The organism is Vreelandella alkaliphila, assembly GCF_016107625.1.
Taxonomy (GTDB): Bacteria; Pseudomonadota; Gammaproteobacteria; order Pseudomonadales; family Halomonadaceae; genus Vreelandella; species Vreelandella alkaliphila.
In genome coordinates, this window is record NZ_JABASV010000018.1 from 14,316 (window position 1) to 37,955 (window position 23,640).

A 23,640-nucleotide genomic window follows, 5' to 3' on the forward strand; every position below is an offset into this window, starting at 1 on the left:
CGTATGGAACCGCTAATGGCACTAGCAATTGGGCTACTCTACGCTGCCGCAATCTTTATGATGTTACGTCGCTCTATTGTGAAATTGGTGATTGGTCTACTGCTGCTGTCGAACGCTGCTAATTTGCTGATTTTCACTACCGCAGGCATGACGCGCGGCGCCCCACCATTAATACCGGAAGGTATGCTACAGCCGTTAGGTGAAGTAGCCGACCCGCTGCCTCAAGCTGTTGTATTGACGGCGATTGTCATTGCATTTGGGGTGCTGGCATTTGCTGTTGTGTTAATTCGCCGCGCCTACGAAATTGTAAAAGCAGATGATCTGGACAAAATGAAGGATACCGACACGTGAGGCCTGAAGTTGCACTGCCCGTCCTATTGCCACTGCTTTCTGGCGCACTTTCATTACTTTTTTGGCGTTCTCGACCCGTTCAACGTTTCATTGCGGTAGCAGGTAATGTCGCGCTGCTACTGGTGAGTGTATGGCTGTTTGTCGCCGTGCTAGCTGATGGTTACATCACTATGCAGATGGGCAGCTGGCCAGCTCCGTTTGGGATTACGCTCATTGCCGATATGTTGAGTGCCGTTATGATTTTAATGACGGGGATCATTGGTTTGGCAATGGGGATTTATTCGCTGGCCACCACAGGGCGGGGGCATGAAAAATTTGGCTATTACCCGCTGATGCATTTGTTGTTAGCAGGTGTGGCAGGGGCCTTTTTAACCGGTGATATCTTCAATTTATATGTTTGGTTTGAGGTTATGCTGGTTGCTTCGTTTGCGCTATTGATTCTGGGCGGTGAACGGGCGCAGATGGAAGGCGCAATTAAATACGTCACGTTGAACCTGTTGGCTTCGGTGATTTTTTTAACGGCTGTGGGGCTATTGTATGGCACGGTAGGCACGCTAAACATGGCCGACATTGCGCTGCGTATGGACGAGGCTGAGCACAGCGGAATGGTCGAAGTGCTTGCCGTTATGTTTATGGTAGCTTTTGGTATTAAAGCAGCCGCTTTTCCGCTCTTTTTCTGGCTGCCTGCTTCTTATCACACGCCGCCAGTAGCGGTATCGGCGTTGTTTGCTGGTCTGCTGACAAAGGTGGGGGTGTATTCGTTGTTCCGCGTGTTCACTCTTATTTTTGACCAAACGATGGGGTATCTGCAGGACATTATGCTTTGGGGCGCTGTGTTGACGATGGTTACAGGCGTGCTTGGCGCTGCCGCTCAGTATGAGTTCCGACGGATCCTCTCATTTCACATTGTGAGCCAGATTGGCTACATGATCCTTGGTTTGGCGCTGTATACACCGCTGGCGATTGCAGGCGGTGTATTTGCTATCGTGCATAACATTATTGTTAAAACGAACCTGTTCCTAATCAGCGGTATTACCCACCGTTTGCAAGGCACTTATCAGCTTAAGAAGATGGGGGGGCTTTACCGAGAACGCCCTTGGTTAGCCGTGGCGTTTTTTATCTCAGCATTTTCGCTGGCGGGCATTCCTCCACTATCAGGTTTCTTTGCCAAGTTTGTGCTGGTTCGTGCTGGCCTGGAGGCGGAGGCGTATGTAGCAACAGGTTTTGCGTTGGCAGTAGGGCTCATGACACTTTATTCCATGGTGAAAATTTGGAATGACGTGTTTTGGAAAGCGTTGCCAGAAGAAAATAAAGTGCCCGCCTCACAAACCTCCGTCGGTGATGATGGTCGATTACTAAAACCAAGCCTGTGGATGATGTATACACCCGTCGCTGTGCTGGCCATGATGTCGTTGTTAATCGGTGTTTTCGCAGAAGCTATCATGCAGGTGATGATGCTTATTGGTGATCAGCTAATGTCCCCATCAGGTTATATTGAAGCTGTGCTGGGAGGCTCTGCTAGTGCTGAAGATGCGCTGCTTGACCGGGGTGAGTTGCAGGCGGAGATTATAGGTGACCGTGCGGAGGGTGCCCCATGACTGGTGCGATTTGGAACCTTCTGCTCGGGTTAGCCTGGGTACTACTAAGTGGCGATTTTTCCGGACTTAATCTGCTGGTCGGAATGATTTTTGGCTATATTGCGTTGCTGTTAATCGAACCTCAAGTCGACGCGTTAAAAGGCTACCCCGCTCGTGTGCCACGAATTATTGGTTTTATTGGTTTTTTTATTAAGGAGTTGGTGCGGGCAAATCTGCGCGTCGCCTTCGATATATTGACCCCTCCCTGGCACATGAAGCCCGGTGTTATTGCGCTGCCTCTCTCGGCGCGCACGGAAATGGAAATTACTATCGTCGCTAACCTGATTTCGCTAACGCCTGGCACGTTGAGCCTTGATGTCTCTGACGATCGAAAGGTGCTCTATATTCACGCGATGTTTTTAGATGATGAAGAAGAGCTTCGAAATAACTTAAAAGAGATGGAGCACCGTGCATTGGAGTTATTTCGTTAATGGATACCGTTATTCTGATAAGCCAGATAATTATGGGGCTGACGCTTGTACTTACTTTCGTACGTGTCGTTCGTGGCCCTAGTTTACCTGATCGTGTTGTTGCGCTTGAATTGTTTTCCACTACCGTGGTGGGGCTGGTGGGTGTTTATGCTATTCAATCGGGTGTGGCGAGTTTCCTAGATGCGGCAATCGTGATCGCTCTGATGGGTTTTTTAGCCGCGATTGGGTTTGCACGCTTTCTGGAACGTGGAGGACCGCGAGATGATTGAATTTATCAAAGGCGCGCTATTGATAACGGGGTCAAGCTTTATGTTGCTGGCGGCTATCGGTTTGTTGCGGCTGCCGGATCTGCTGACCCGCATGCACGCGACCACTAAGGCTGCAGCGCTTGGCGTTATTTTAATTATGCTGGCATCGGCCATGCATTTTGCCGAAGTTGGTGTGGTTGCGCGCTCGTTCGCGATTATTGTGTTTATTTTAATAACGGCACCGATTGCTGCCCATGTGATTGGCAGGGCTGGTTACTTTGTTGGCTCGCGCCTCTGGAGCGGTACCGTTAAGGATGAGCTGAGACCCAATTATGACCCGCTTACTCATGAGCTTAAAAGTGGCCTAGAAACCCATGAAAATGCCAAACGGCATCCTCGCGCCACAGACCCTGATTGACCAGGACTTGCGGTGCTTTATCTCGTATCACACTCTTTTTCATAGTTATTAATTGCTGCTCCAGTACCTGTTCGAAAAGCCATCCAGCCAGGATGGCTTTTTTTATTTGCAGTGCTTTGGGGAAAAGTTGCAGAGATAAGCGTGAAAAAAATCGGGTAAACATTAGGAAAGGGGGCTCAGGAAAAAACATGACGTTAAAAACACGCATGTTTATCTATGTACAATAGTTATACCGTGAAGGATAATGTGTCTATGTTTTTGATGCGTGCCGTGTAAGTGTTAGGCAGCGAGATGGAGTGTATGCGACGTAAGCAGGATTTACCGCAAAAATACTGTGTGCAATGCCAGCGTCCTTTTACTTGGCGGAAAAAGTGGGCGCGATGCTGGGATGAAGTGCGCCATTGCAGTGAACGCTGCCGTCGCGAAGCTAAGCAGTCCAACGCACCAAGGAGGCAAATGCATGAGCAGCACAACTGATATTGTATGGCTTCAGGATAATTTGCGGATAGCTGATAATCCCTTGTTGAATTTTGACTCCCCTCCTGAGCAGATGCTTTGTCTCTATGTGCTAGACCAGAGATGGTTTGAAAGTTCGATTGCAGGTGATGCTTCTCCCAGGCTGGGGCCTGCTCGGATACGCTTTTTATGGCAAAGTTTGATGGAGTTACGTGGCGAGCTGCTGCAGCGTGGCAGTGATTTGCTAGTCCGCATCGGTGATCCTGCCAGCATCGTGCTAGAGACTGCTGCCATGCTTGGTGCAAGAGAAGTACGTGTGGCAGCGCATTCTGGGTATGAAGAGTCACAGCATATTGCGCGGGTCGCTGACCAGCTCCCGCCGGCCTGTCAGTTATTTTGTGCTGATAGCGGTTATTTAATTGACGAAGACGAGCTTCCCTTTGCATTGAATGAGTTGCCGCCCAGCTTTTCGGCATTTCGGCGACGTGTTGAAAAGCATTGTACGTTTTTAGCGCCCTTGCCAGCGCCAGTGACACTACCACCCTGGCCAGAATCTGCTCCCCGAGGGTTTCCCCCGCTCAAGGCAGTATGCGAAGAGAGTGCTGTCTGGCAGCCTGATAATCGCCAGGGCTTTGTATTTGTGGGAGGTGAGTCGGCGGCTAGTGATCGTTTACAACAGTATCTCTGGCGGCAAAACGGCGCGGAATCTTACAAGAAAACCCGCAATGGCTTATTGGGGGCTAATTTTTCCACACGTTTTTCACCGTGGCTGGCGCGAGGTTGTTTATCCGCTCGCCAAGCGTACCAAGAAGTAAAAAACTGGGAGGCCGTTCACGGAAGCTGTGAATCAAGTTATTGGATTATTTTTGAATTAATGTGGCGAGATTATTTCCATCGAGCGGCTCAACTGGAAGGTGCTGCATTATTTGGTCATGAAGAGTTACCGCCCGCTAACAGTGCTTTTGATGCGTGGCGCAACGCTACAACCGGCGTGCCATTTATAGACGCTGCCATGCTAGAACTGAAAGTTACCGGGTGGATATCTAATCGAGCACGCCAAAATGTCGCCAGTTTTCTAGTGAAAGATCTAAACGTCGATTGGCGCCTTGGTGCATCGTGGTTTGAGCGCTGCCTGATTGATTACGATGTGGCGAGTAACTGGGGCAACTGGCGTTATATTGCCGGTGTTGGTCGTGATCCCCGCCAAGACCGTTACTTTAATGTGCTGAAGCAAGCAGGGCATTATGATCCAAACGGGCTTTACGTTGCCTATTGGCTGCCTGAGCTGGATTCGCTTCCGTTAGGAATGGAGCGACACCAACCCTGGCGAGTAGCGTCTTCTAAGTTTGATGCACCTTGCGTAGAGCCCGCTGAGTGGGAGCGTTGGCTAGTGGCTAAAACAGAGCTTCAAGAAACGGATGAGTAAGATTTCACTCAAACACGGACGATAGAGCCCAAAAGATAGGTTGTGCAATATGAGTGAGATAAGTAGTGACCGCCGCGTTGCTTGGTTTCTAGGCCTTGCGGGTTTAGTACCCTTTATTGCTGGAGGGCTCCTAGCCTGGTGGGCACCTCCTGTATGGCAGGTAACGGCGGTATACGCGTTTAGCTATTACAGTGCAGTTATTCTGTCTTTTTTGGGTGGCGTTCATTGGGGGAGTGCTCTTCAAGTGCCTCGCCCAGGTAATACCCGACGTTTGATCATTGCAATGGTGCCCAGCTTAATCGCTTGGCCTGCGTTAATGTTCAACGTCATGACTGGGCTATGGGTATTACTGGCAGGATTTGTTCTAATCGGTGGCTATGATCTCAGTCGTGATGGCCGAGAAGGATTTCCACGTTGGTATCTTAAGCTTCGTTGTGTACTGACTTGCGTCGTGGTGGTGTTTCATCTGATTGTTTTGCTGCGGCTAGGTAGGTAGGGCTAGTATCTAAGCTATTTCTGAGCCATTATCGGACGCACGCCAAGGATTGCCAAGAGATTAATGCTATGTCTTTGAAAGTTAAAGGTTCAGTGAGTATTCGCCCTGCATTGTATTTATCGTTTGCACTCGCAGCAGGCAGTGGGGCATTAAGCACTAATGCAGTCGCTAATCAGCAACTGATGAGCGAGGTGGATGCACAGGCGGCAGAACAAGTTAGCTATGCCAACTTTAACCAGTGGTTGGCTGATTTTCGTCGCTATGCTGCTCAGCAGGGTATCAGTGAGGCAACCCTTGCCTCTGCTTTCGATGGTCTTCGCTATCGTGAACGCGTCATTGAGCTTGATCAGTATCAGCCAGAGTTTGTTCGTCCCATTTGGCAATACCTAGATACAGCGGTTTCCAGCACACGGATTAATAACGGTCTAGAGAAGCTTGCGGCTCACCGCGATACCGCGCAACAAATGCAGCAACGTTATGGTGTTCCCGCGGAAGTCATCGTCGCTATTTGGGGTATCGAAAGTAACTACGGCAGTAATTTTGGCGATTTCTCGACACTTGAGTCACTGGCAACACTTGCCTACGACGGTCGTCGGCGTGATTTCGCACGAGGTGAGCTGTTAGCTGCGTTACGTATTATCGACCAAGGTGATATTGCTGCCGATCAAATGAAAGGCTCTTGGGCTGGTGCCATGGGGCACACGCAGTTTATACCTAGCAGTTTTGAAGCCTATGCCGTGGATGGCGACAATGACGGCCGCCGAGACATTTGGGGCAGTATTCCTGATGTTATGGCTTCTACGGCTAACTACCTTGCGAGGGCAGGGTGGCAAGCTGGTCAGCCTTGGGGCGTTGAAGTGAACTTGCCTGACTCCTTCGATTACTCACAAACGCAACGTCGTAGCAGTGCTGAATGGGCAGCACAAGGCGTTCGCGCATTGAGTGGTGAGCTGCCCGCGTTCGATAGCGCTGCGGTCATTGTCCCAGCAGGAGCAAATGGCCCAGCATTTTTAGTAGGGCCTAATTTTCGGGCAATTTTGCGCTATAACAACGCAACTAGTTATGCGTTAGCCGTGTCTACCTTGGCGGATGCTATTGCGGGGCGTGACGGCATAGCCCAGTCCTGGCCCAGAGATCAGGCACCACTGACACGTGATGATGTGCGTACCCTACAGCAACGCCTAAATAGTGCTGGATATTCGGTGGGTACTGCGGACGGCATCATGGGGCCTAATACGCGTGAGGGCCTACGTGCTTTTCAGCGTGACCAAGGGCTTACGCCCGATGGTTTTGCCACTCAGGCGCTGTTAGAACGGCTGCGTTAATGTTTCGTTTCGATGAGTCTCTTTAGCGAGTCAAATGTCTCACGCTAGGCAAACTTCTCACCAAGGACGAAAGCTAATGGGAAAAACTTTTTTAGGTGTGCTGGCTGCCAGTGTAATGGTCAGTACATTGTCAGTGAGCACAGCCATCCAAGCAGAAGATAAAGTGTTTGGTTGGGTTGAAAATGCCTCAATTGAACCGTGGGGTATCGCTGTAAAAGCGAAGCTAGACAGTGGCGCGCTAACCTCTTCGTTAGACGCGCGTAATATTGAGATGTTCGAGAAAGACGGGGAGGAGTGGGTTCGCTTCCGCCTGAAGCTCGAAGATCAGGAAAGCGGTGAAACGTTTAGCGATCGAATTGAGCGTCCCCTCTATCGAGAGTTAGCGGTGCGTGGCGCAGGTGGCCGTGATGAACGTCCAGTGGTGCTAATGGATGTTTGCATGGGCAATACGGTATATGAAGAGCAGTTTAGTCTGCGAGATCGTGAAGAGATGATCTACCCACTGCTCTTGGGGCGTCGCACAATTAGCCACCTAGGGTTATTAGATGTGCGCGATACCTTCCTTCAAGACCCTGAATGTGGGGACGATGCGACCTATGTTCCCCACGACCCAGAAGATGAGCAGTCCTGATCAGGGCTCTCTGAGCATATCAGTCTCGTTATGCTGCATACGGGGCTAATCAGCGATTAAAAAAGTCGTGATAAAAGCGCGGTCACGGCAGTTTCTACCCGTAAGATGCGAGGGCCTAGGTGCATGCCCTCGCAGCCTGCCTCAAGTAGTTTTTCAACTTCCCATGGTATAAAGCCGCCTTCCGGCCCAACGAAAAGCAGTACTTTTCCATCAATATTTCGTGGGCAGGCATTCGGCATGCCAGGGTGTGCCACCAGCCCGCGTCGATCTTTGAGTAGCTCGGACAGTTGTTCTTCTAAAAAGGGGCGAAAGCCTTTGCACAACGTCACATTAGGCAACTGTGTGTCTCGCGCTTGTTCCAGGCCAAGCACTAAGTGGTGATGAATTTTTTCTGTACGGAGTTCTGGGGACTGCCAGTAGCTTTTTTCCACCCGTTTACTGTGTAGCAGTGTAATATTTTTTACGCCAAGAGCCGTGACATGCTCTAAGGTACGTGCCAGCATTCTGGGGCGAGGAAGCGCTAATACTAAGTGTACTGGTAGGGGCGGCGGGGGAGGCTCATTCAGGTTGTCCAGCGTAAAGGTTGCCTGAGTATCGAGCAGTTCAGTTAACTGCGCTTTCCCCATCTTGCCACCCTGTAGGCCGACTGTGTAGTAGTCCCCTACACAAGCGCGGTGCACCTCGCGCAAATGGGTGATACGTCGTGTGTCAGTAAGGTAAGCATAAGCTCCCTTCACTTCGCTCGGATCAAGCAGAATAAGATTCATGATTGTCGTCTATTGGTCATAAGGAAGACACGCCTAACGGTACTAATCCGTTAAGCTGGCTTGCATAGGCGCATGTTGCAGGCACAATAGCAGCAACGGCGACAAAGCCTCTACCGCGTTTAAGGAGATGCGCTGTGCGCGTAATTCGCAAATATGCCAACCGTAGGTTGTACGATACTCAACAAAGTCGTTACGTGACGCTTGAGGATCTGCGGCGTTTGATTATTGAAGAAGAACCCTTCCGCGTCGAGGATGCAAAAAGCGGTGAAGACCTGACGCGGACCATTTTGCTGTCGATCATTATCGAGCAAGAGCAGGCTGATAGTGAAGCCGAAGTTTTCTCAAATGACCTGCTGGCTCAATTGATCCGTGTGTACGATATGTCATCGCCTTTACCTCTAGCACGTTATTTAGAGCAGGGCACCCAGCTCATGCTGGAGCAACAAAAGCGGATGCAGAGTCAGTGGCAACAAGCAATACGCCACTCTCCTATGGAGTTCATGCGTGAGCTGGCCGAAGAAAATATGCGTTTTTGGCAAAAAACGCTTAATCAGCCTAATCAAACAGACGATGACGATACGCCGGATAAAAGCTCCTGACGCCGCTGGTTGAGTCGTTGTGGCATAATATGCCGATTAACGTAGTTACGCTTTCAGCTAATCTCAGCTAGGCACTCCCGTTTGAGAAGGATGATAATGAACGTTTTAATGATAGGTGGCGGTGGTCGCGAGCATGCACTGGCGTGGAAACTAGCGCAGTCTAGTGACGTCGAACAGGTGTTCGTAGCGCCAGGCAATGCAGGTACTGCCACTGAGCCTAAATTGACCAACGTAGCTATTGAAGCAACAGATTTAGACGCGTTGGTGGCGTTTGCCCAGCGCGAGCAGGTAGCGCTAACAGTCGTAGGGCCAGAAGCGCCGTTAGTTGAAGGGGTGGTTGATCGTTTTCAGGCGGCTGGCCTGACAATTTTTGGGCCTTCACAACGCGCCGCACAGTTGGAAGGCTCTAAGTCGTTTACTAAAGATTTTCTGGCACGCCACCAGATTCCCTCTGCCGCGTATCAAACCTTTACAGCGGTAGAGCCAGCCTTGGCTTACTTAGCTGAGATGGGCGCGCCTATTGTCATCAAAGCTGATGGCTTGGCGGCGGGTAAGGGTGTCATTGTAGCGATGAGTGAAGCCGAAGCTGAAGCGGCTATTCGCGATATGTTAGAGGCGAATGCATTTGGCGATGCGGGTGCGCGCGTTGTTATCGAAGAATTTCTGGAAGGCGAAGAAGCCAGCTTTATCGTCATGGTTGATGGTGAGAATGTGGTGCCGATGGCCACTAGCCAAGACCATAAGCGTGCCTATGACGGCGATACCGGCCCCAATACAGGCGGCATGGGAGCTTACTCTCCGGCGCCGGTGGTAACCCCAGAGATCGACGAGCGCATCATGGAGCAGGTTATACTTCCCACCGTGCGGGGCATGGCGGAAGAGGGGAATGCATATACCGGCTTCTTATATGCGGGCCTAATGATTGATGCTGAAGGCAACCCAAAAGTAATCGAATATAACTGCCGTTTTGGTGACCCCGAAACTCAGCCAATCATGATGCGGTTAACGTCAGATTTAGCCGCGCTTTGCTTGGCTGGCGCTAAGGGCGAGCTTGCCGATAAGCAGTGTGAGTGGGACTCCCGCGCAGCCGTGGGTGTTGTGATAGCGGCAGGTGGCTATCCCGGCAGTTACCGCAAAGGCGATGTCATTCATGGCTTGGAGCAGGCAGGCCAGGCGCAGTGCAAAGTATTCCATGCAGGCACTACTCAGGCTGCTGACGGCAGTATCGTAACCGCAGGCGGGCGAGTGCTATGCGTAACCGCATTAGGCAACACAGTATCTGCTGCTCAACAGCAAGCTTACCAGGGGGTTAAAGCGATTCACTGGGAGGGTGCTGAATTCCGCCGTGATATCGCATTCCGTGCTATCGCCCGAGAAAAATAGCGATCAGCGATGATCTCGCCGGAGCTAAACCACCACTGACAAGGAGCTAAGCATGGAGCGTGTCACGCTAGATTTCCCCACGGCAGCGATTATTCATCGGCATCCTTTAACGGTGCGCGTCACGGATATGAATTACGGTCGCCACTTGGGGCATGACGCTTTAGTATCGCTGCTACATGAAGCTCGCGTGCATGCGTTCGCTGCGCTAGGTTTGCCTGAGTGGGATATGAAAGGCTACCCGAGCATTGTTGCTGACCTAGCCGTTCAGTACCAGAGTGAGGCGCGCTGGCCAGATGCTTTGGTAATTGAAACCGCTGTCCCTGAACCACAAGGCAAAGCGTTGACGGTTTATCAGCGCATTTGTCATGCAGAAACCGATAAGGTGGTGGCAACTGCTCGGATTAACCAGCTTCTTTTAGACCTTTCTTCTGGGCGGCCTGTCAAAGTGCCTGATGAAGTTGCGCAGGCGATTGCTCGCGCGACTGCTCAGGAGAGAGGTGCTTAATGTCGCGGGAATATCCAATCATTGCCATCACGGGCTCTTCAGGCGCGGGTACTACGACGGTGCGTCGCAGCTTTGAGCGCATGTTCCTGCGTGAAGATGTGCACGCTGCCATGGTGGACGGCGATGCCTTTCACCGCTATACCCGTGATGATCTCCAGCGGATTTTTCGTGACGAGCCCGAACGCAAAGATGAGCTTTCTCACTTTGCAGTAGAAGCTAATCTGCTTGATCGGCTTGAAGGGCTTTTTGTTGAGTACGGTGAGCATGGAGCGGGTACGTTCCGTCACTACATTCATGCAGAAGATAAGCAAAAAATTGAGGCAGGTTATAGGGTAGGGACGTTCACTGAGTGGCAGTCACTGCCTTGTGGTACTGATCTGCTCTTTTACGAAGGACTGCATGGCGGCTTGGTGACACAAGAGTATGATATTGCTCGTCACGTAGATTTGTTAGTCGGCGTTGCACCGACCATGAATCTTGAATGGATTCAAAAAATTGATCGTGATACCAAGCTGCGCGGTTATTCCCAGGAAGCGGTCATCGATACCATATTAGGGCGCATGGATGATTACGTGCGCTACATTCAGCCGCAGTTCTCGCGTACCCATATTAATTTCCAGCGTGTGCCCACTGTCGATACGTCGAACCCCTTTGAGGTTCAGGATATTCCGACCGATGCAGAATCGTTTGTGGTGATTCGCTTTAGGGATCCCTCAACGGTGGATTTTCCTTGGCTATTGGCGATGATCAAAGATTCATTTATGACACGCCCGCACACGTTAGTGGTGCCTGGGGCGCGTATGTCGTTAGCGATGGAGCTGATTTTAGCGCCGCTGGTTCGCCATTTGCTGTCTCAGCGCCGTTTTCGCTAAGGCTGTTTTCGCTCGTTAGTTTTCGGCACTTACAAAAATGAAGGAGGCCGTATGGATTGCCTGTTTTGCAAAATCATAAACCGCGAAATTCCCGCAGATATCGTGTTTGAAGATGAGCATGTGCTAGCGTTCAATGACATTAGTCCTCAGGCGCCAACGCATCAGTTGATTATTCCTAAAAAGCATATTGCTACGCTTAACGATATTGCCCCTGAAGACCTAGCCTTGGTTGGGCGTTTGCAGCACACTGCCGCACAGCTGGCCAAGCAACAAGGCTTCGCGGAAGATGGATATCGTGTTGTGATGAATTGCAATGAAATGGGTGGTCAGACGGTTTACCACATCCATATGCATTTATTGGGAGGTCGGCAGTTTACTTGGCCGGCAGGCTGATAGCAGGTTCTGTTTATTTTATAGCCCAACAAAAGTAAAAAGCCCCTGTGCGTTTTAGCGTACAAGGGGCTTTTTACGTACTAGCGGTATAGCAACAAATCGTTAGGCGTCGATGCGCTTATACTTCATCCGCTTAGGTGTGTCGTTACCCACGCGCTTCTTGTGGTCTTCTTCATATTCGGTGTAGTTACCATCGAAGAAGACGACTTCAGAATCGCCTTCAAAGGCGAGGATGTGCGTAGCGATACGGTCTAAGAACCAACGATCGTGAGAGATCACCATCGCGCAGCCTGGGAACGCCAGCAGCGCTTCTTCCAGGGCGCGTAGGGTCTCGATGTCCAGATCGTTTGAAGGTTCATCTAACAGCAGTACGTTCGCGCCTTGTTTGAGCGTTTGGGCAAGCTGAAGGCGACCGCGTTCACCACCAGAAAGCTCATCTAGACGCTTCTGCTGATCGTTGCCCTTAAAGTTAAAGCGGCCAACGTAGGCGCGCGAAGAAACTTCATAGCCGTTAATGTTTAGAATATCCTGTCCGTCAGAGACGGCTTCCCAAACAGTTTGCTTGTCGTCTAGCGCGTCACGCAACTGCTCAACGTACGCAATATCAACAGTCTCACCAATCACTACTTCGCCAGCATCCGGCTGTTCTTGGCCGGTGACTAGCTTGAACAGTGTTGATTTACCGGCCCCGTTACCACCTACAATCCCGACAATCGCCCCTTGAGGGATGGTAAAAGAGAGATCCTGGTAGAGCAGTTTGTCATCAAACCGCTTGGTCACGTTATGGAACTCGATGACCTTATCACCCAGGCGCGGGCCAGGCGGAATATAGATCTCATTTGTTTCATTACGCTTTTGAAAGTCGCCAGACTGCATCTCTTCAAAGCGATTAAGGCGTGCCTTACTCTTCGCTTGGCGTCCTTTAGTGTTGCTGCGCACCCACTCAAGCTCTTGCTTGATAGCTTTCTGGCGCGATACTTCCTGTTTGGCTTCTTGGTTCAGGCGCTGCTCTTTCTGCTCCAGCCACTGAGAGTAGTTGCCTTCAAAAGGAATGCCCTGGCCGCGGTCAAGTTCCAGAATCCATCCGGCAACGTTGTCCAGGAAGTAACGGTCGTGGGTGATGGCCACGACAGTGCCGTTATAGTCGTGCAAGAAGCGCTCTAACCAAGCAACGGATTCAGCATCCAAGTGGTTGGTAGGCTCGTCGAGTAAGAGCATGTCGGGGCTGGAAAGCAGCAGGCGGCACAGTGCTACACGGCGGCGCTCGCCGCCAGAAAGATTGCCTACTTTGGCATCCCAAGGTGGCAGGCGCAGCGCTTCAGCTGCAACTTCCAGCTTACGCTCAAGGTTATGCGCATCGGCGGCTTCGATAATATTTTCAAGGCGTGCTTGTTCGCTCGCTAGGGCATCAAAATCTGCATCAGGCTCAGCATACGCAGCATACACCGCATCTAGTTTTTCCTGTGCTTCTTTAATGGCGCCTAACGCCTCTTCTACCGTATCGCGGACGTTCTTTTCGTCATCAAGCTGTGGCTCCTGGGGAAGGTAGCCCACATTAATACCAGGCATCGGACGAGCTTCACCTTCAAACTCTTTATCGACACCGGCCATAATGCGTAGCAGTGTGGATTTACCGGAACCGTTCAAGCCAAGTACGCCAATTTTGGCGCCAGGGAAGAACGATAGCGAAATATCCTTGAGAATTTGCTTTTTGGGCGGCACAACTTTGCCAACCCGGTTCATGGTGAATACGTATTGCGCCATGGAAATCCGTTAGGTTGTTGGAGAAAAGAGTCGCAGCTGTGTGCTGGCGTAGGGCTAAGATGATAGTGCTCCGCGCGGGCAAAGGCCAGAAGCACAGAAGATAAGTCGTTTTGATACGTTGATCAGCAGCCTAGTGAAGGCTCCGTGCGCGACAATTACGGTGAGTAACTAGACATCGTAACTAAGCTGCCAATCAATGAAAGTGATTGAGGCGATCAGGTTATTCCTCTTCATCCCAATCATCTTCAATAGCGCGCTGCAAACGGCGCTCTTCAAGCCATGCTTCTACTTGGCGGCGGGCGCGAAGCGTATCTGCTTTGCTGGGTTTGCTTTTGCCGTAATGGTCATCGTTCACAGCGTCTAAGTTATCGAACTCATCGGCATCGATTGCATCACTGGTATAAGATTCACGATTTAAGGGGTCACGGCTCATGGTATGCCCTCCAACCCAAGCCGGCGCACCGGCATCACAACGGCTTCTTCTTTCAATCGATAGATGAAACAAGAAGCGCCTAGCGCTTTTATGCGCTTAGCCGCTATATACCGCCACTTAGGTTGAAGTTCAAGCCCCTGAGGCTACTTTATTGTCGTTTTTATTTATTCTGTCAGTTCTTGGCGCTTCTGAAGGGCGGCCAATGCTTGCTGTGCTTCTACGCGCTCCGTCACGTCTTTCTGTACGCCGATGTAGTACATCAAGTTATCAGCTTCGTCAAAAACGGGTGTAATGGAGAGCTCGTTCCAGAACATGGTGCCGTCTTTGCGATAATTGCGCAGTACTTCACGAGAAGGGCGACCCTCTTTCAGCGCTTCTCGGATAGAGGTCAGTGCATCTTGGTCACGGTCTTCGTTTTGCAAAAAACGGCAGTCGCGATAAAGAATTTCATCTGCACTGTAGCCGGTGAGGCGTTCGAAGCCTTGGTTGACGTAAATGAGAATGTTTTCATCGCCTTCTTGCTCTGCAACGACGATGCCATCCTCGGAAGCGTCAATAATGCGTTCGAGTAACTCAGGGCTGATCAAAGGAGATCGTTTCATCAATGGGTTCCTGTTGCTGCTCTCGTTCTTCCGAAGCTATGCGCTGTCCATCAACGCGGAGCTAAGCGGCATTTCATATTGCTTAATAAAGGTAGAATAGCAAAAACCCAGCTAATCACCGCTAATTACCTACTATCATGGCGAGCGTTGTGATGCATTGCAATCGGCAGCGCTATTCTGCCTCAGGTAATTGTTGGGCTGATAACATGGCACCGAATGCTGTCCCAGCGAGTATTAACAACAGCGGAGCGCTACCAAGCCACTGAGCCAACCCACCGATTATCCCGCCTACCACCAGCATCAACACCCCAGTCAAGGTGTTAGATAGTGCCACATATAGCGCGCGATTCTCCTGGGTAGCAATGTCGACTAAGTAGGTTTTACGGCCTAGTCGTACGCCGTGATGAACGATAACTAGAAAGGCGTAAATAATCGCATAAGGCCAAACGCTTTCACTCCACTGGCTGGGGAGCCATGCCAGGCTTGCGCCCAGCAGACAGCAAATGGCAGTGCCGATGGCTGCATCTCTCATCACACGGCGACTCGATTGGTCTGCTCGCTTTCCCCATACAGGGCTTGCCACCATCGCTGCAATGCCTGATACCACTACCAGCAGGCCAAGGCCACCTAAGTTAGTACCGCTTTGTTGTTGGCCGAGTAGGGCTAAGTAGGGGAGTGCCAGTGCGCTGGAGAGGAGTAGAGCACGAGCCAGATTGAAGTTTAGAAAATTGCGATCTTCTTTGAGTAAAGAAAACCCTAGCTTAATGCTGTCCCATGCATTTTCCCCGCCTTCCACAGCGCCGGGCACTTCCGCTATGCGCGCCGCACTCACGGCATTTAGTAGCCATCCTGCGGCGGCAACAACCAGTAAAATAGCGAGTGCTACGTTGCCGGGTTGATCACCAAACCACATCAGAACGCCGCCAGCTACCAGGGTTGCGGCGCCTGCTACGCTGCCACTCCACCCCATTAAGGTTCCACGGCGTCGCTTAGCGATGGTTTTACCCAACACATCTTTCGTTGCTATGGATGAGAGTCCTCTGGCCAGCGATAGCAACACTAGTGCTCCTAGCACCATCGCCCCCCCTAAAGATCCGCTGCCCACGAGTGCTAGCAGTGCTAACGCTAATGCCGCCAATGCCTGTATCAACGCGCCTGCTACCCATGCCCACTTACGCGTTGGTTTTAAGCGAATAAAGCCAGCCACAAACAGCTGTGGTAACAGGGCGCCTGCTTCGCGTATAGGTACCAGTAGACCAACCATCCATACCGGAGCACCAATAATGCCCATTAACCAAGGCAATACCAAGCGGGCGCTGGAGAGCTCGTCAGCGAGTTTATTGCCTAACGAGGCGCAAAGATGCAGAAAAAAGTTATGCGGTTGCTCATGGCATGCCTCATCGGGAATGTCATCGCACATTCGGCTGTCATCATCACCTGTTAGCCACTCGTACACTCGGGTTTGAGAAACATGTTGCTTGTTCATTACGTTTCCTTGGCAGTTGCTAATGTAAGGTGACAGAATGAAAAACAAGGATGCCACATTAAAACGTTTAGGAACCTCTGTATGTCACGCATTCAAATACGTTACTGCACGCAGTGCCAGTGGTTGTTGCGCAGTGCTTGGTATGCCCAAGAGCTGCTTTCAACCTTTGGCGAAAGTCTTGCAGAGGTTGCATTGTCTCCCTCTCATGGTGGGACCTTTGAGGTATGGTGCGACGAGGCGTTGCTATGGGAAAGAAAACGCGATGGTGGCTTTCCAGATATCAAGGTCCTAAAGCAACGCGTGCGGGATAAGATCGAGCCAGCCCGGGTTTTGGGGCATATCGACCGATGAATCAAGATCGTCAAGCGATACTGTATGGTCTTGGAGCGGTGGCGCTATGGTCGACAGTTGCTACGGCTTTTAAGGTCGCTCTTGCCTGGATGAGTCCGCTAGAATTGATGTGGCTCGCGGCCCTTGTATCTTGGGCGTTTATGTTTGTGTTGGTAGTAAAGCAAGGGCATTTAACAGAAGCCCTTCGCTATGGTTGGCGAACCGCTGCATGGGCTGGGTTGATGAATCCTGTTGCCTACTATCTAGTGCTGTTTGCTGCTTACGATAGGCTGCCTGGGCAAGAGGCAATGGCGCTCAATTATACCTGGGCGCTGGCAATGGCGCTTCTGGCGGTACCGATCTTAGGGCAACGGCTCACGCGTATGGATGTGGTTGCGGGGCTTATTGCCTACGCGGGTGTCTGGGTGATAGCAACCCGCGGTAATGTTTTCAATGTTGATTTCGCAGACCCTCTTGGTGTCGTGTTTGCACTTGTGTCGACGCTGTTATGGGCTCTCTACTGGTTACTCAACGCGCGGGATCAAAGAGCGCCCTTAGTCGCACAATGGCAGAACTTCAGCGTCGGCTTGCCTGTTTTAACGCTGCTATTGATTGTGGGGCCGGGGTTCAGTTGGCATGGCTGGCAAGCCTTAGGCGCGGGTGTCTACGTCGGCCTTTTCGAAATGGGAGTCGCTTTTATTCTTTGGCAGATGGCGGTGCGCAAGGTCTCGCGTACGGCCAAGGTGTCTAATCTGATCTTTCTATCCCCCCCCGTTTCGCTGCTGCTGCTCTACCTGGTTGTCAATGAGCCATTGTTGGCATCCACGTTGGTAGGATTGATGCTGATCCTTTCAGGGTTGGCGCTGCAGCAGCTGCAATCTTCGAAAGCCTAGCTCTTAGGGCTTGGTGTTGAAGTTCAGTTCTTAAAACCAGGTTCTTAAAACCTAGTTCTTAAAATCCAGCACGTTAAACAAAGCAAAAAACTGCTTTGTAATGTTTTTTTAGGATTTTTATTGTAAAATTTTGTGACTCTTGGCTTCATAGCATCGGCCTAGCGGCTAATGCTATTAAATTAAGCTAAGTAAATGCGCTAATTCGTATCACTGAGTCGTATCAATACTAATTAGTATGAGGTGTTGACCAGAGGGCGAAGCAAGAGAGTCAAGGGTGCCCCAGGGTGGGTGGCGTTTAGCAGCTATTTCTTCAGCAGCGTAAATATTCATTAGGGATCTATGGCGATGAAAGACGGTATTAAAACGACACTAAAAACTTTGTTTTTACAGCGCGCTATTCGACCGCTTACGGTGACTACTCTGGCTTGTCTTCCCCTCTCTGTTTTGGCTCAGTCGTTACCAGCGACGCTTTACGCGCCGGGTACCACCGATCTATCGAGCACCATTCAGCAGGCTATCGTTACCAATCCTCAGGTAAATGCATCTTGGGCCAATTTTAGCGCCTCTGGAAGTGATATCCGGGTTGCTCAAGGTGGTTATTTGCCTACGATTGATGTCAGCGCGGGTATCGGTAGGCAAGACCAGCAAAATGATGGGCGTGGCAGCTACGATAGCGATTTTGCTGAGCTGACCTTAACCCAAATGGTTTTTGATGGTTTTGCAACGCGCAGTGAGGTTGAGCGCTTGGATCGTGCTCGGTTAGTCGCCTATTTCGAACTTTTGGGTGTCAGCGAAGAAGTTGCACTTGAGGCTTTTCGTAGTTACCTCGATGTATTGCGCTATCGCGAGTTGGTGCGTTTAGCGCAGGATAACTATCGTGAACACCAGCGAGTATTTGCTCAGATTGAAGAGCGTGCGCTTTCTGGTGCAGGGCGGGGTGTTGACCTTGAACAGATCAGTGGCCGCTTAGCTTTAGCCGAATCAAACCTAATGTCGGAAGCGTCAAACCTTCACGATGTTACTGCTCGCTTCCAACGAATTGTTGGTGCGCTGCCGGCACAAAATATGACGCCCGCGCCGTCTCTTGCCACTGAACTTCCCGCAGATGTCAGCCAAGCCATTGAGCTGGCGTTTCAGGGGAATCCTGAGTTTCATGCGGCAATTGAGAATATCGCGGTGCAACGCGCTGAGCGTGAAGGTGCCCGCGCTGCCTTTATGCCTCGTCTAGATATTCAAGGGCGTACAGGCACTAACAACCAAGATGATGCCATTGGTGGCCGCCGTGATGAGCACAGTATTCAACTTGTCGCGAGCATGAATCTTTACCGGGGTGGTTCTGACTATGCTGCCTTCAATGCGGCAACCACACGAATTGAAGAAGCCGATAGCCAGCGAAAAACAGCATGTACCAATGTTAGACAAACGACACAAATCGCTTATAACGACACGCAGCGTCTCAACGAACAGTTGGAGTATTTAAACGAACATCGGCAGTCAATTGACCGTGTTCGTGGTGCTTATCAACAGCAGTTCGATATTGGCCAGCGCACGCTTTTAGACGTGCTGGATAGTGAGAACGAGTTTTTTGAAGCGAGTCGTGCCTATGCGAACGCACAGTTCGACTTAACGCTGGCCCAAGCACGAACCCTGGCGGCGATGGGGCAGCTAATGCAAACCCTACAAGTAGCCCGTGATGATATTCCTAGCCTTGACGAGCTTGGCTATGAGGATGCTGCGTCTCGTGCAGAGATGGCGTGCGCCGTCGATGGGCCGCGTGGCTTCACGCTTGAAGATTTCACCAGTGGCATTTAATTGCTGATGAGTGGCGGCTATTAAGTCGCCGCCTTAGGCATGCCCACTGGTGAAACTTCAGTGAATGGTTTTCCGACGAATTCATTAGGATAATGAGGTCTCAGTGACGCAACGTAAGCTGGAAGTATCTCGGACTGACCGTAGCAACGGCCAGGAAGAACACGATGAGCTACTGGAGTGTTTAAAGGCAGTTGCTTCATATTATCAGCACGAAGTGTCATCCGAGGCCTTAAAAGCGGGCCTGCCTTTAGAGCAAGGAAAACTGATTCCTTCTGTCTTCGGGCGGGCAGCCTCGCGAGCTGGGCTTACTGCGCATATTGTGAAAAGTAAGCTTTCGGCGCTAAATCCTGCACTGTTTCCGGCAATTTTATTGCTGGAACCAGGGCGTGCTTGTGTGTTGCTCGGGCTTGATCTCAAGCAGCAAAAAGCAAAAGTAATTTTTCCTGAGCTGTCAGAGGCTGATACGGAAATATCGCTAGACGAGCTTCACGCGGGGTACAGCGGTGAAGCCATTTATGTGCGGCCAAAGTTTAGAGCCGACAGCACCTCTGAACCTGGTGTGAAAAAACGCCGGGATCAGCACTGGTTTTGGGGCGTTATTCGTGAAAATCGACGCCTCTATCGCGACATCGTTCTTGGTTCAGTAGCGATCAACTTATTCGCGCTGGCGATGCCGCTGTTTGTGTTGAACGTTTATGACCGTGTTGTCCCTAATCAGGCCACTGAAACGCTTTGGGTGCTGGCAATCGGTATTTTCATCGTGCTGTGTTTTGACTTGGCGCTGCGTTTAATGCGTAGCAGCTTTGTTGATTTAGCAGCCAGCCGGGCAGACGTAAAGCTTTCATCGTCTATTATGGCGAAAACGTTAGGGTTGCGTTTAGAGGAGCGGCCAGTATCGACAGGGTCTTTTACCTCAACGCTTCAATCTTTCGAATCGGTGCGAGCGTTTATTGGCTCTGCAACCATTCTTGGTATCGTCGATTTACCCTTTGTACTGCTTTTCGCGGCCATCATTGCGTTGATCAATCCTTGGCTTGTGTTACCTGTGCTCGTTGGTATCGTTTTCGTGCTGTTATATGCCCTTGCAGCACAAGGGAAACTGCATGAGCTTTCACAAACGACTTGGGAGGTAGGTGCGCAGCGTAACGCTTTACTGGTGGAGTCTGTCTCCCAATTAGAAAACGTCAAGGCATTGCGGGCGGAAAGCCGTATTCAACGTCACTGGGAAAAAGCATCTGCCTTTTTATCGAGAACCGGTGCTCAGCTCAAAATGGTGAGTTCATCGGTCTCAAGCGTTGCTCAGTGGGCTCAGCATAGCGTAGCTGTATGCGTCATTATCATTGGTGTCTATCAAATTATCGAAGGTAACTTGACTCAGGGCGGTTTGATTGCCGCCTATATGCTCTCTTCTCGAGCGATGGCGCCTATTAGCCAAGCGGCTGCTTTGCTGGCTCAGTACCATCAGTCCTCAACGGCTCTGGAGTCGTTAAATGATGTAATGGCTAAGAGTGTGGAGCGTCATGAAGGTAAAGCCTATGTAGAAAAGCCCAGTTTTACCGGTAGCATTCGCTTAGAGAAAGTTACCTTGCGCTATCCTCATGAAGAAAGAGAGGCATTGCGTGATGTCTCGATTTCTATCAAAGCTGGTGAAAAAGTCGCGTTACTCGGCCGTGTTGGCTGCGGAAAATCATCGCTGAATAAGCTGGTACTTGGTTTTTATCAGCCCACATCCGGCGCGGTGCTGGTGGATGGCGTTGATATTCGTCAGTTAGATCCTCTGCAACTTCGTCGTCATATTGGTTATGTGCCTCAGGACGTCAGCCTATTCGCTGGCACGCTACGGGATAATATTGTTGCTGGTGGTGGAAACGACCGAGTTGATGATGAGGCGTTACTCCGAGCAATCGAAATTGCTGGTCTTGATTCACTGGTTAATAGCCACCCTAAAGGCGTTGATCTTGAAGTAGGTGAACGAGGGCAGGCGCTTTCAGGCGGGCAAAAACAAGCCGTAGCCATCGCAAGGGCCGTTGTCCAAGATCCACCAATATTGCTGCTTGATGAGCCAACCAGCTCAATGGATAACGCCAGTGAGGAAACGTTTAAAGCGAATCTAACGAGTGTTGCGCCAGGAAAAACCATCTTGGTTGTTACTCATCGTACATCGCTGCTATCCCTCGTTGACCGCATTATCGTTATGGATGCTGGAAAAGTGGTGGCAGATGGTCCTCGCGATACGGTTGTAGAGGCATTGCGTAAAGGCCAGATCGGGAGGGCGTCATAATGGCGAAAAAAAACACCTCCACGAGTGAGCAAAAAGGCTTTGAGGCCATTGGCCGATTTTCTGAGAAAGGGAAGAAGCCGTTTCGTCCTTTTATGGATCGACTCTTTGCTCGCCGTGTCACCTCTGCGCATCTTAATCGTGACTGGGCAAGCGACACTGATTGGGCGCGTATGCAGCAAGAGCCGATTCGTGCGCGTCTATTTCTCTACACTGTTTTATTAACCATCATCGTGCTGGTGGTTTGGGCATCAGTTGCTGCCATCGACGAAGTAACCCGTGGCGCGGGACGCGTTATTCCGGCAAGCCAATTGCAGCGCATTCAATCGTTTGACGGCGGTGCGATAGAACAGATCATGGTGCGAGAAGGGCAGGTGGTCAGTGCTGGTGAAGTGTTAATGCAAATTGACCCAACGCGGTTCGTTTCTGATTTTCGCGAAAACCGTGCACAGCGTTTTGCACTTGAAGCGCGCGCTGAGCGGCTACGGGCGTTGGCCACTGGCACTACTTTTGAGCCTTCTGAAGAGTTGCGTCAAGAAGTGCCCGATATCGTAATGCAGGAACGAGAAGTGTACGAAAGTCGCCGTGAAGAGCTGCGCGAGCAGGAAAATGTGCTCAACGATCGTATCCGACAGCGTCAAGAAGAACTCCGAGAAGCGCAGTCTCGACTTGATACTGCCCAACGCGAAGCAAGTATGGCAGGGCAAGAGCTTAATTTGACGCGCCCGCTACTTGCCTCAGGTGCTGTTTCAGAAGTTGAGGTATTGCGCTTACAGCGTGAAGTATCGCGTGCCACAGGTGAGCGCAACCAAGCTGCTGCTGCTGTCTCACGTCTGGAAGCGGGAGTAGAAGAAGCAGAGGGGCAGCTACTAGAGTTAGGTGCCGAACGTAGAAGTGAGTGGCGAAATGAGCTTGCTCAGACGTTAGGCGACTTAAATGCGCTTCAGCAGTCAGGTACGGGCCTTCAAGATAGAGTGCGACTTACCGAAATACGCTCGCCTGTCGATGGTGTGATTCAGCGTCTTCATGTTAATACGATTGGCGGAGTACTCCAGCCAGGACAAGAAGTGTTGGATATCGTGCCCAGCGATGACCAACTACTGGTTGAAGCGCGCATTGCTCCCCAGGATATTGCTTTTCTCCACCCCGGTCAGCCCGCGACGATTAAGCTCACTGCCTACGACTATGCCATTTATGGTGGCTTGCAGGCTGAGCTTGATCACATCAGCGCAGATACGATTACTGATGATGATGGCAATACGTTTTATTTGGTTCGGGTTCGCAGTTTACAAGATGAAAGTATTGCTGAGCGCCTTCAGGTGATTCCAGGGATGACAGCACAGGTAGATATTGTGACAGGCAAAAGAACGGTCATGCAGTTCTTACTAAAACCTGTTTTAAGGGCGTGGCGAGATTCCATGGGGGAGCGCTAATGAAACATTGGTTTGTAACAACGGATGGTAGCCTAAAGGCGCGCTGGGAAAGTGCTTTTCCTGCAAGTGTAGCCACCACGCCAGATAGCGTATTAGGTAAGGCGGAGCCAGGGGATGTGGTTTGGCTAACGACCATGGTTGAAAACTGGAAGGAGTTAGTTCCAGCGGCAACCGCAAGAAATGCAATTGTGGTAATGCTCAGCTATGCGCCTAATGATCGCGAGGCGCTAAGGGCGCTTGACCTTGGAGCGCGTGGCTACGTGCACACACTGGCGGCACCTGATGTACTTAACCAAGTTGCCCTTGTGGTGACCAATCAAGGCGTGTGGGTAGGTCAAGAGCTGCTTGCCAAAGTGATGGGTGGAACATTTAAGGCCCTACAAAATCGCCAGAACGGTGAAAGTCATCAGCACAGAGAATATTTGAACCTGCTCACGGAGCGCGAGCGAGGCGTGGCGTTAGCCGTTGCCCGCGGTGCAACCAACAAAGAAGTTGCTCGCCAATTAGATATTACTGAGCGCACGGTAAAAGCTCATCTAAGCGCGATATTTAAGAAGTTATCCGTTCGTGACCGCCTGCAGTTAATTCTGAAGTTAGCGCCCGTTGCTGAGAGTTTTTCAGAACGACTCTAATGACCATGCCTGAATGTGAGCGATGTATCGAAAGGTGTT

26 protein-coding genes are annotated in these 23,640 nt (G+C 50.9%); 21 read left to right on the forward strand and 5 right to left on the reverse strand.

What is annotated here, in order from left to right; all coding sequences use genetic code 11:
* The first annotated feature begins 3 nt into the window (after window positions 1–3).
* The 10 genes from JFC11_RS17895 (at window position 4) to rloA3 (ending at window position 7,419) form a co-directional block, all read left to right on the forward strand.
* On the forward strand, window positions 4–351 hold the full coding sequence (locus JFC11_RS17895; protein ID WP_009721692.1) for a Na+/H+ antiporter subunit C: 348 nt from the start codon (window positions 4–6) through the stop codon (window positions 349–351).
* Window positions 348–1,949 (forward strand): Na+/H+ antiporter subunit D, encoded by a 1,602-nt coding sequence (locus JFC11_RS17900; RefSeq protein WP_198350191.1) that lies wholly within the window; start codon window positions 348–350, stop codon window positions 1,947–1,949. Before JFC11_RS17895 ends, JFC11_RS17900 begins: the two co-directional genes overlap by 4 nt.
* Entirely contained in the window at window positions 1,946–2,419 is a 474-nt protein-coding gene (locus JFC11_RS17905) for a Na+/H+ antiporter subunit E (protein WP_038476938.1), read from the forward strand. The genes JFC11_RS17900 and JFC11_RS17905 overlap by 4 nt, the downstream gene beginning before the upstream one ends.
* A complete protein-coding gene (locus JFC11_RS17910) occupies window positions 2,419–2,688 on the forward strand; it encodes an MrpF/PhaF family protein (protein ID WP_120386609.1) in 270 nt (89 codons plus the stop codon). Before JFC11_RS17905 ends, JFC11_RS17910 begins: the two co-directional genes overlap by 1 nt.
* A complete protein-coding gene (gene mnhG / locus JFC11_RS17915) occupies window positions 2,681–3,085 on the forward strand; it encodes a monovalent cation/H(+) antiporter subunit G (RefSeq protein ID WP_038476932.1) in 405 nt (134 codons plus the stop codon). The genes JFC11_RS17910 and mnhG overlap by 8 nt, the downstream gene beginning before the upstream one ends.
* A gap of 300 nt (window positions 3,086–3,385) precedes the next feature.
* A complete protein-coding gene (locus JFC11_RS17920) occupies window positions 3,386–3,562 on the forward strand; it encodes a DUF2256 domain-containing protein (protein ID WP_198350192.1) in 177 nt (58 codons plus the stop codon).
* Window positions 3,546–4,967 (forward strand): DASH family cryptochrome, encoded by a 1,422-nt coding sequence (locus JFC11_RS17925; protein WP_120386611.1) that lies wholly within the window; start codon window positions 3,546–3,548, stop codon window positions 4,965–4,967. Before JFC11_RS17920 ends, JFC11_RS17925 begins: the two co-directional genes overlap by 17 nt.
* Window positions 4,968–5,016: 49 nt before the next feature.
* Window positions 5,017–5,463, forward strand: coding sequence for a DUF3429 domain-containing protein (locus JFC11_RS17930; RefSeq protein ID WP_198350193.1), 447 nt, complete (start codon window positions 5,017–5,019; stop codon window positions 5,461–5,463).
* A 68-nt stretch (window positions 5,464–5,531) separates the two neighbouring features.
* On the forward strand, window positions 5,532–6,788 hold the full coding sequence (locus JFC11_RS17935) for a lytic murein transglycosylase (RefSeq protein ID WP_038476924.1): 1,257 nt from the start codon (window positions 5,532–5,534) through the stop codon (window positions 6,786–6,788).
* Window positions 6,789–6,864: 76 nt separating this feature from the next.
* Window positions 6,865–7,419 (forward strand): retropepsin-like aspartic peptidase RloA3, encoded by a 555-nt coding sequence (rloA3, locus tag JFC11_RS17940; RefSeq protein ID WP_198350194.1) that lies wholly within the window; start codon window positions 6,865–6,867, stop codon window positions 7,417–7,419.
* A 56-nt stretch (window positions 7,420–7,475) separates the two neighbouring features.
* On the opposite strand, the gene JFC11_RS17945 is transcribed toward rloA3, so the two are convergent.
* The gene (locus JFC11_RS17945; protein WP_038476918.1) at window positions 7,476–8,186 is read right to left on the reverse strand and encodes a 16S rRNA (uracil(1498)-N(3))-methyltransferase; all 711 of its coding nucleotides are present in this window, start codon (window positions 8,184–8,186) and stop codon (window positions 7,476–7,478) included.
* Window positions 8,187–8,320: 134 nt separating this feature from the next.
* Here JFC11_RS17945 and phaR point away from each other — a divergent pair, with 134 nt between their 5' ends.
* From phaR to JFC11_RS17970, 5 genes are all read left to right on the forward strand, one after another.
* The gene (phaR, locus tag JFC11_RS17950) at window positions 8,321–8,785 is read left to right on the forward strand and encodes a polyhydroxyalkanoate synthesis repressor PhaR (RefSeq protein WP_038476915.1); all 465 of its coding nucleotides are present in this window, start codon (window positions 8,321–8,323) and stop codon (window positions 8,783–8,785) included.
* 96 nt (window positions 8,786–8,881) lie between these two features.
* Complete coding sequence (purD, locus tag JFC11_RS17955; protein WP_089039368.1) at window positions 8,882–10,168, forward strand: phosphoribosylamine--glycine ligase; 1,287 nt, start codon at window positions 8,882–8,884, stop codon at window positions 10,166–10,168.
* 52 nt (window positions 10,169–10,220) lie between these two features.
* Entirely contained in the window at window positions 10,221–10,673 is a 453-nt protein-coding gene (locus JFC11_RS17960) for an acyl-CoA thioesterase (RefSeq protein ID WP_038476909.1), read from the forward strand.
* Entirely contained in the window at window positions 10,673–11,545 is an 873-nt protein-coding gene (locus JFC11_RS17965; RefSeq protein WP_038476906.1) for a phosphoribulokinase, read from the forward strand. The genes JFC11_RS17960 and JFC11_RS17965 overlap by 1 nt, the downstream gene beginning before the upstream one ends.
* Window positions 11,546–11,596: 51 nt before the next feature.
* Entirely contained in the window at window positions 11,597–11,938 is a 342-nt protein-coding gene (locus JFC11_RS17970) for a histidine triad nucleotide-binding protein (RefSeq protein ID WP_038476902.1), read from the forward strand.
* 102 nt (window positions 11,939–12,040) lie between these two features.
* Here the strand turns inward: JFC11_RS17970 and ettA are convergent, their stop codons facing one another.
* From ettA to JFC11_RS17990, 4 genes are all read right to left on the reverse strand, one after another.
* Window positions 12,041–13,702 (reverse strand): energy-dependent translational throttle protein EttA, encoded by a 1,662-nt coding sequence (gene ettA, locus JFC11_RS17975; protein ID WP_038476899.1) that lies wholly within the window; start codon window positions 13,700–13,702, stop codon window positions 12,041–12,043.
* A gap of 220 nt (window positions 13,703–13,922) precedes the next feature.
* Window positions 13,923–14,135: a PA3496 family putative envelope integrity protein gene (locus JFC11_RS17980; RefSeq protein ID WP_038476896.1), complete on the reverse strand. Its 213-nt coding sequence runs from the start codon at window positions 14,133–14,135 to the stop codon at window positions 13,923–13,925.
* A 164-nt stretch (window positions 14,136–14,299) separates the two neighbouring features.
* Window positions 14,300–14,737, reverse strand: coding sequence for a PAS domain S-box protein (locus JFC11_RS17985; protein WP_038476893.1), 438 nt, complete (start codon window positions 14,735–14,737; stop codon window positions 14,300–14,302).
* Between the two features lie 172 nt (window positions 14,738–14,909).
* Window positions 14,910–16,223, reverse strand: coding sequence for an MFS transporter (locus JFC11_RS17990; RefSeq protein WP_198350195.1), 1,314 nt, complete (start codon window positions 16,221–16,223; stop codon window positions 14,910–14,912).
* An 81-nt stretch (window positions 16,224–16,304) separates the two neighbouring features.
* On the opposite strand from JFC11_RS17990, the gene JFC11_RS17995 reads away from it, so the two are divergent.
* The 6 genes from JFC11_RS17995 to JFC11_RS18020 all read left to right on the forward strand — a co-directional run bounded on the left by JFC11_RS17995 (window position 16,305) and on the right by JFC11_RS18020 (window position 23,601).
* A complete protein-coding gene (locus JFC11_RS17995) occupies window positions 16,305–16,574 on the forward strand; it encodes an Rdx family protein (protein WP_198350196.1) in 270 nt (89 codons plus the stop codon).
* A complete protein-coding gene (locus tag JFC11_RS18000) occupies window positions 16,571–17,446 on the forward strand; it encodes a DMT family transporter (RefSeq protein WP_038476884.1) in 876 nt (291 codons plus the stop codon). The genes JFC11_RS17995 and JFC11_RS18000 overlap by 4 nt, the downstream gene beginning before the upstream one ends.
* 345 nt (window positions 17,447–17,791) lie before the next feature.
* Entirely contained in the window at window positions 17,792–19,258 is a 1,467-nt protein-coding gene (locus JFC11_RS18005; protein ID WP_198350197.1) for a TolC family outer membrane protein, read from the forward strand.
* A 103-nt stretch (window positions 19,259–19,361) separates the two neighbouring features.
* Window positions 19,362–21,539, forward strand: a complete 2,178-nt coding sequence (locus JFC11_RS18010) for a type I secretion system permease/ATPase (RefSeq protein ID WP_120386616.1) — start codon at window positions 19,362–19,364, stop codon at window positions 21,537–21,539.
* A complete protein-coding gene (locus JFC11_RS18015; RefSeq protein ID WP_198350198.1) occupies window positions 21,539–22,969 on the forward strand; it encodes an HlyD family type I secretion periplasmic adaptor subunit in 1,431 nt (476 codons plus the stop codon). The genes JFC11_RS18010 and JFC11_RS18015 overlap by 1 nt, the downstream gene beginning before the upstream one ends.
* Window positions 22,969–23,601, forward strand: a complete 633-nt coding sequence (locus JFC11_RS18020) for a helix-turn-helix transcriptional regulator (protein ID WP_038476872.1) — start codon at window positions 22,969–22,971, stop codon at window positions 23,599–23,601. The genes JFC11_RS18015 and JFC11_RS18020 overlap by 1 nt, the downstream gene beginning before the upstream one ends.
* Window positions 23,602–23,640 lie beyond the last annotated feature (39 nt).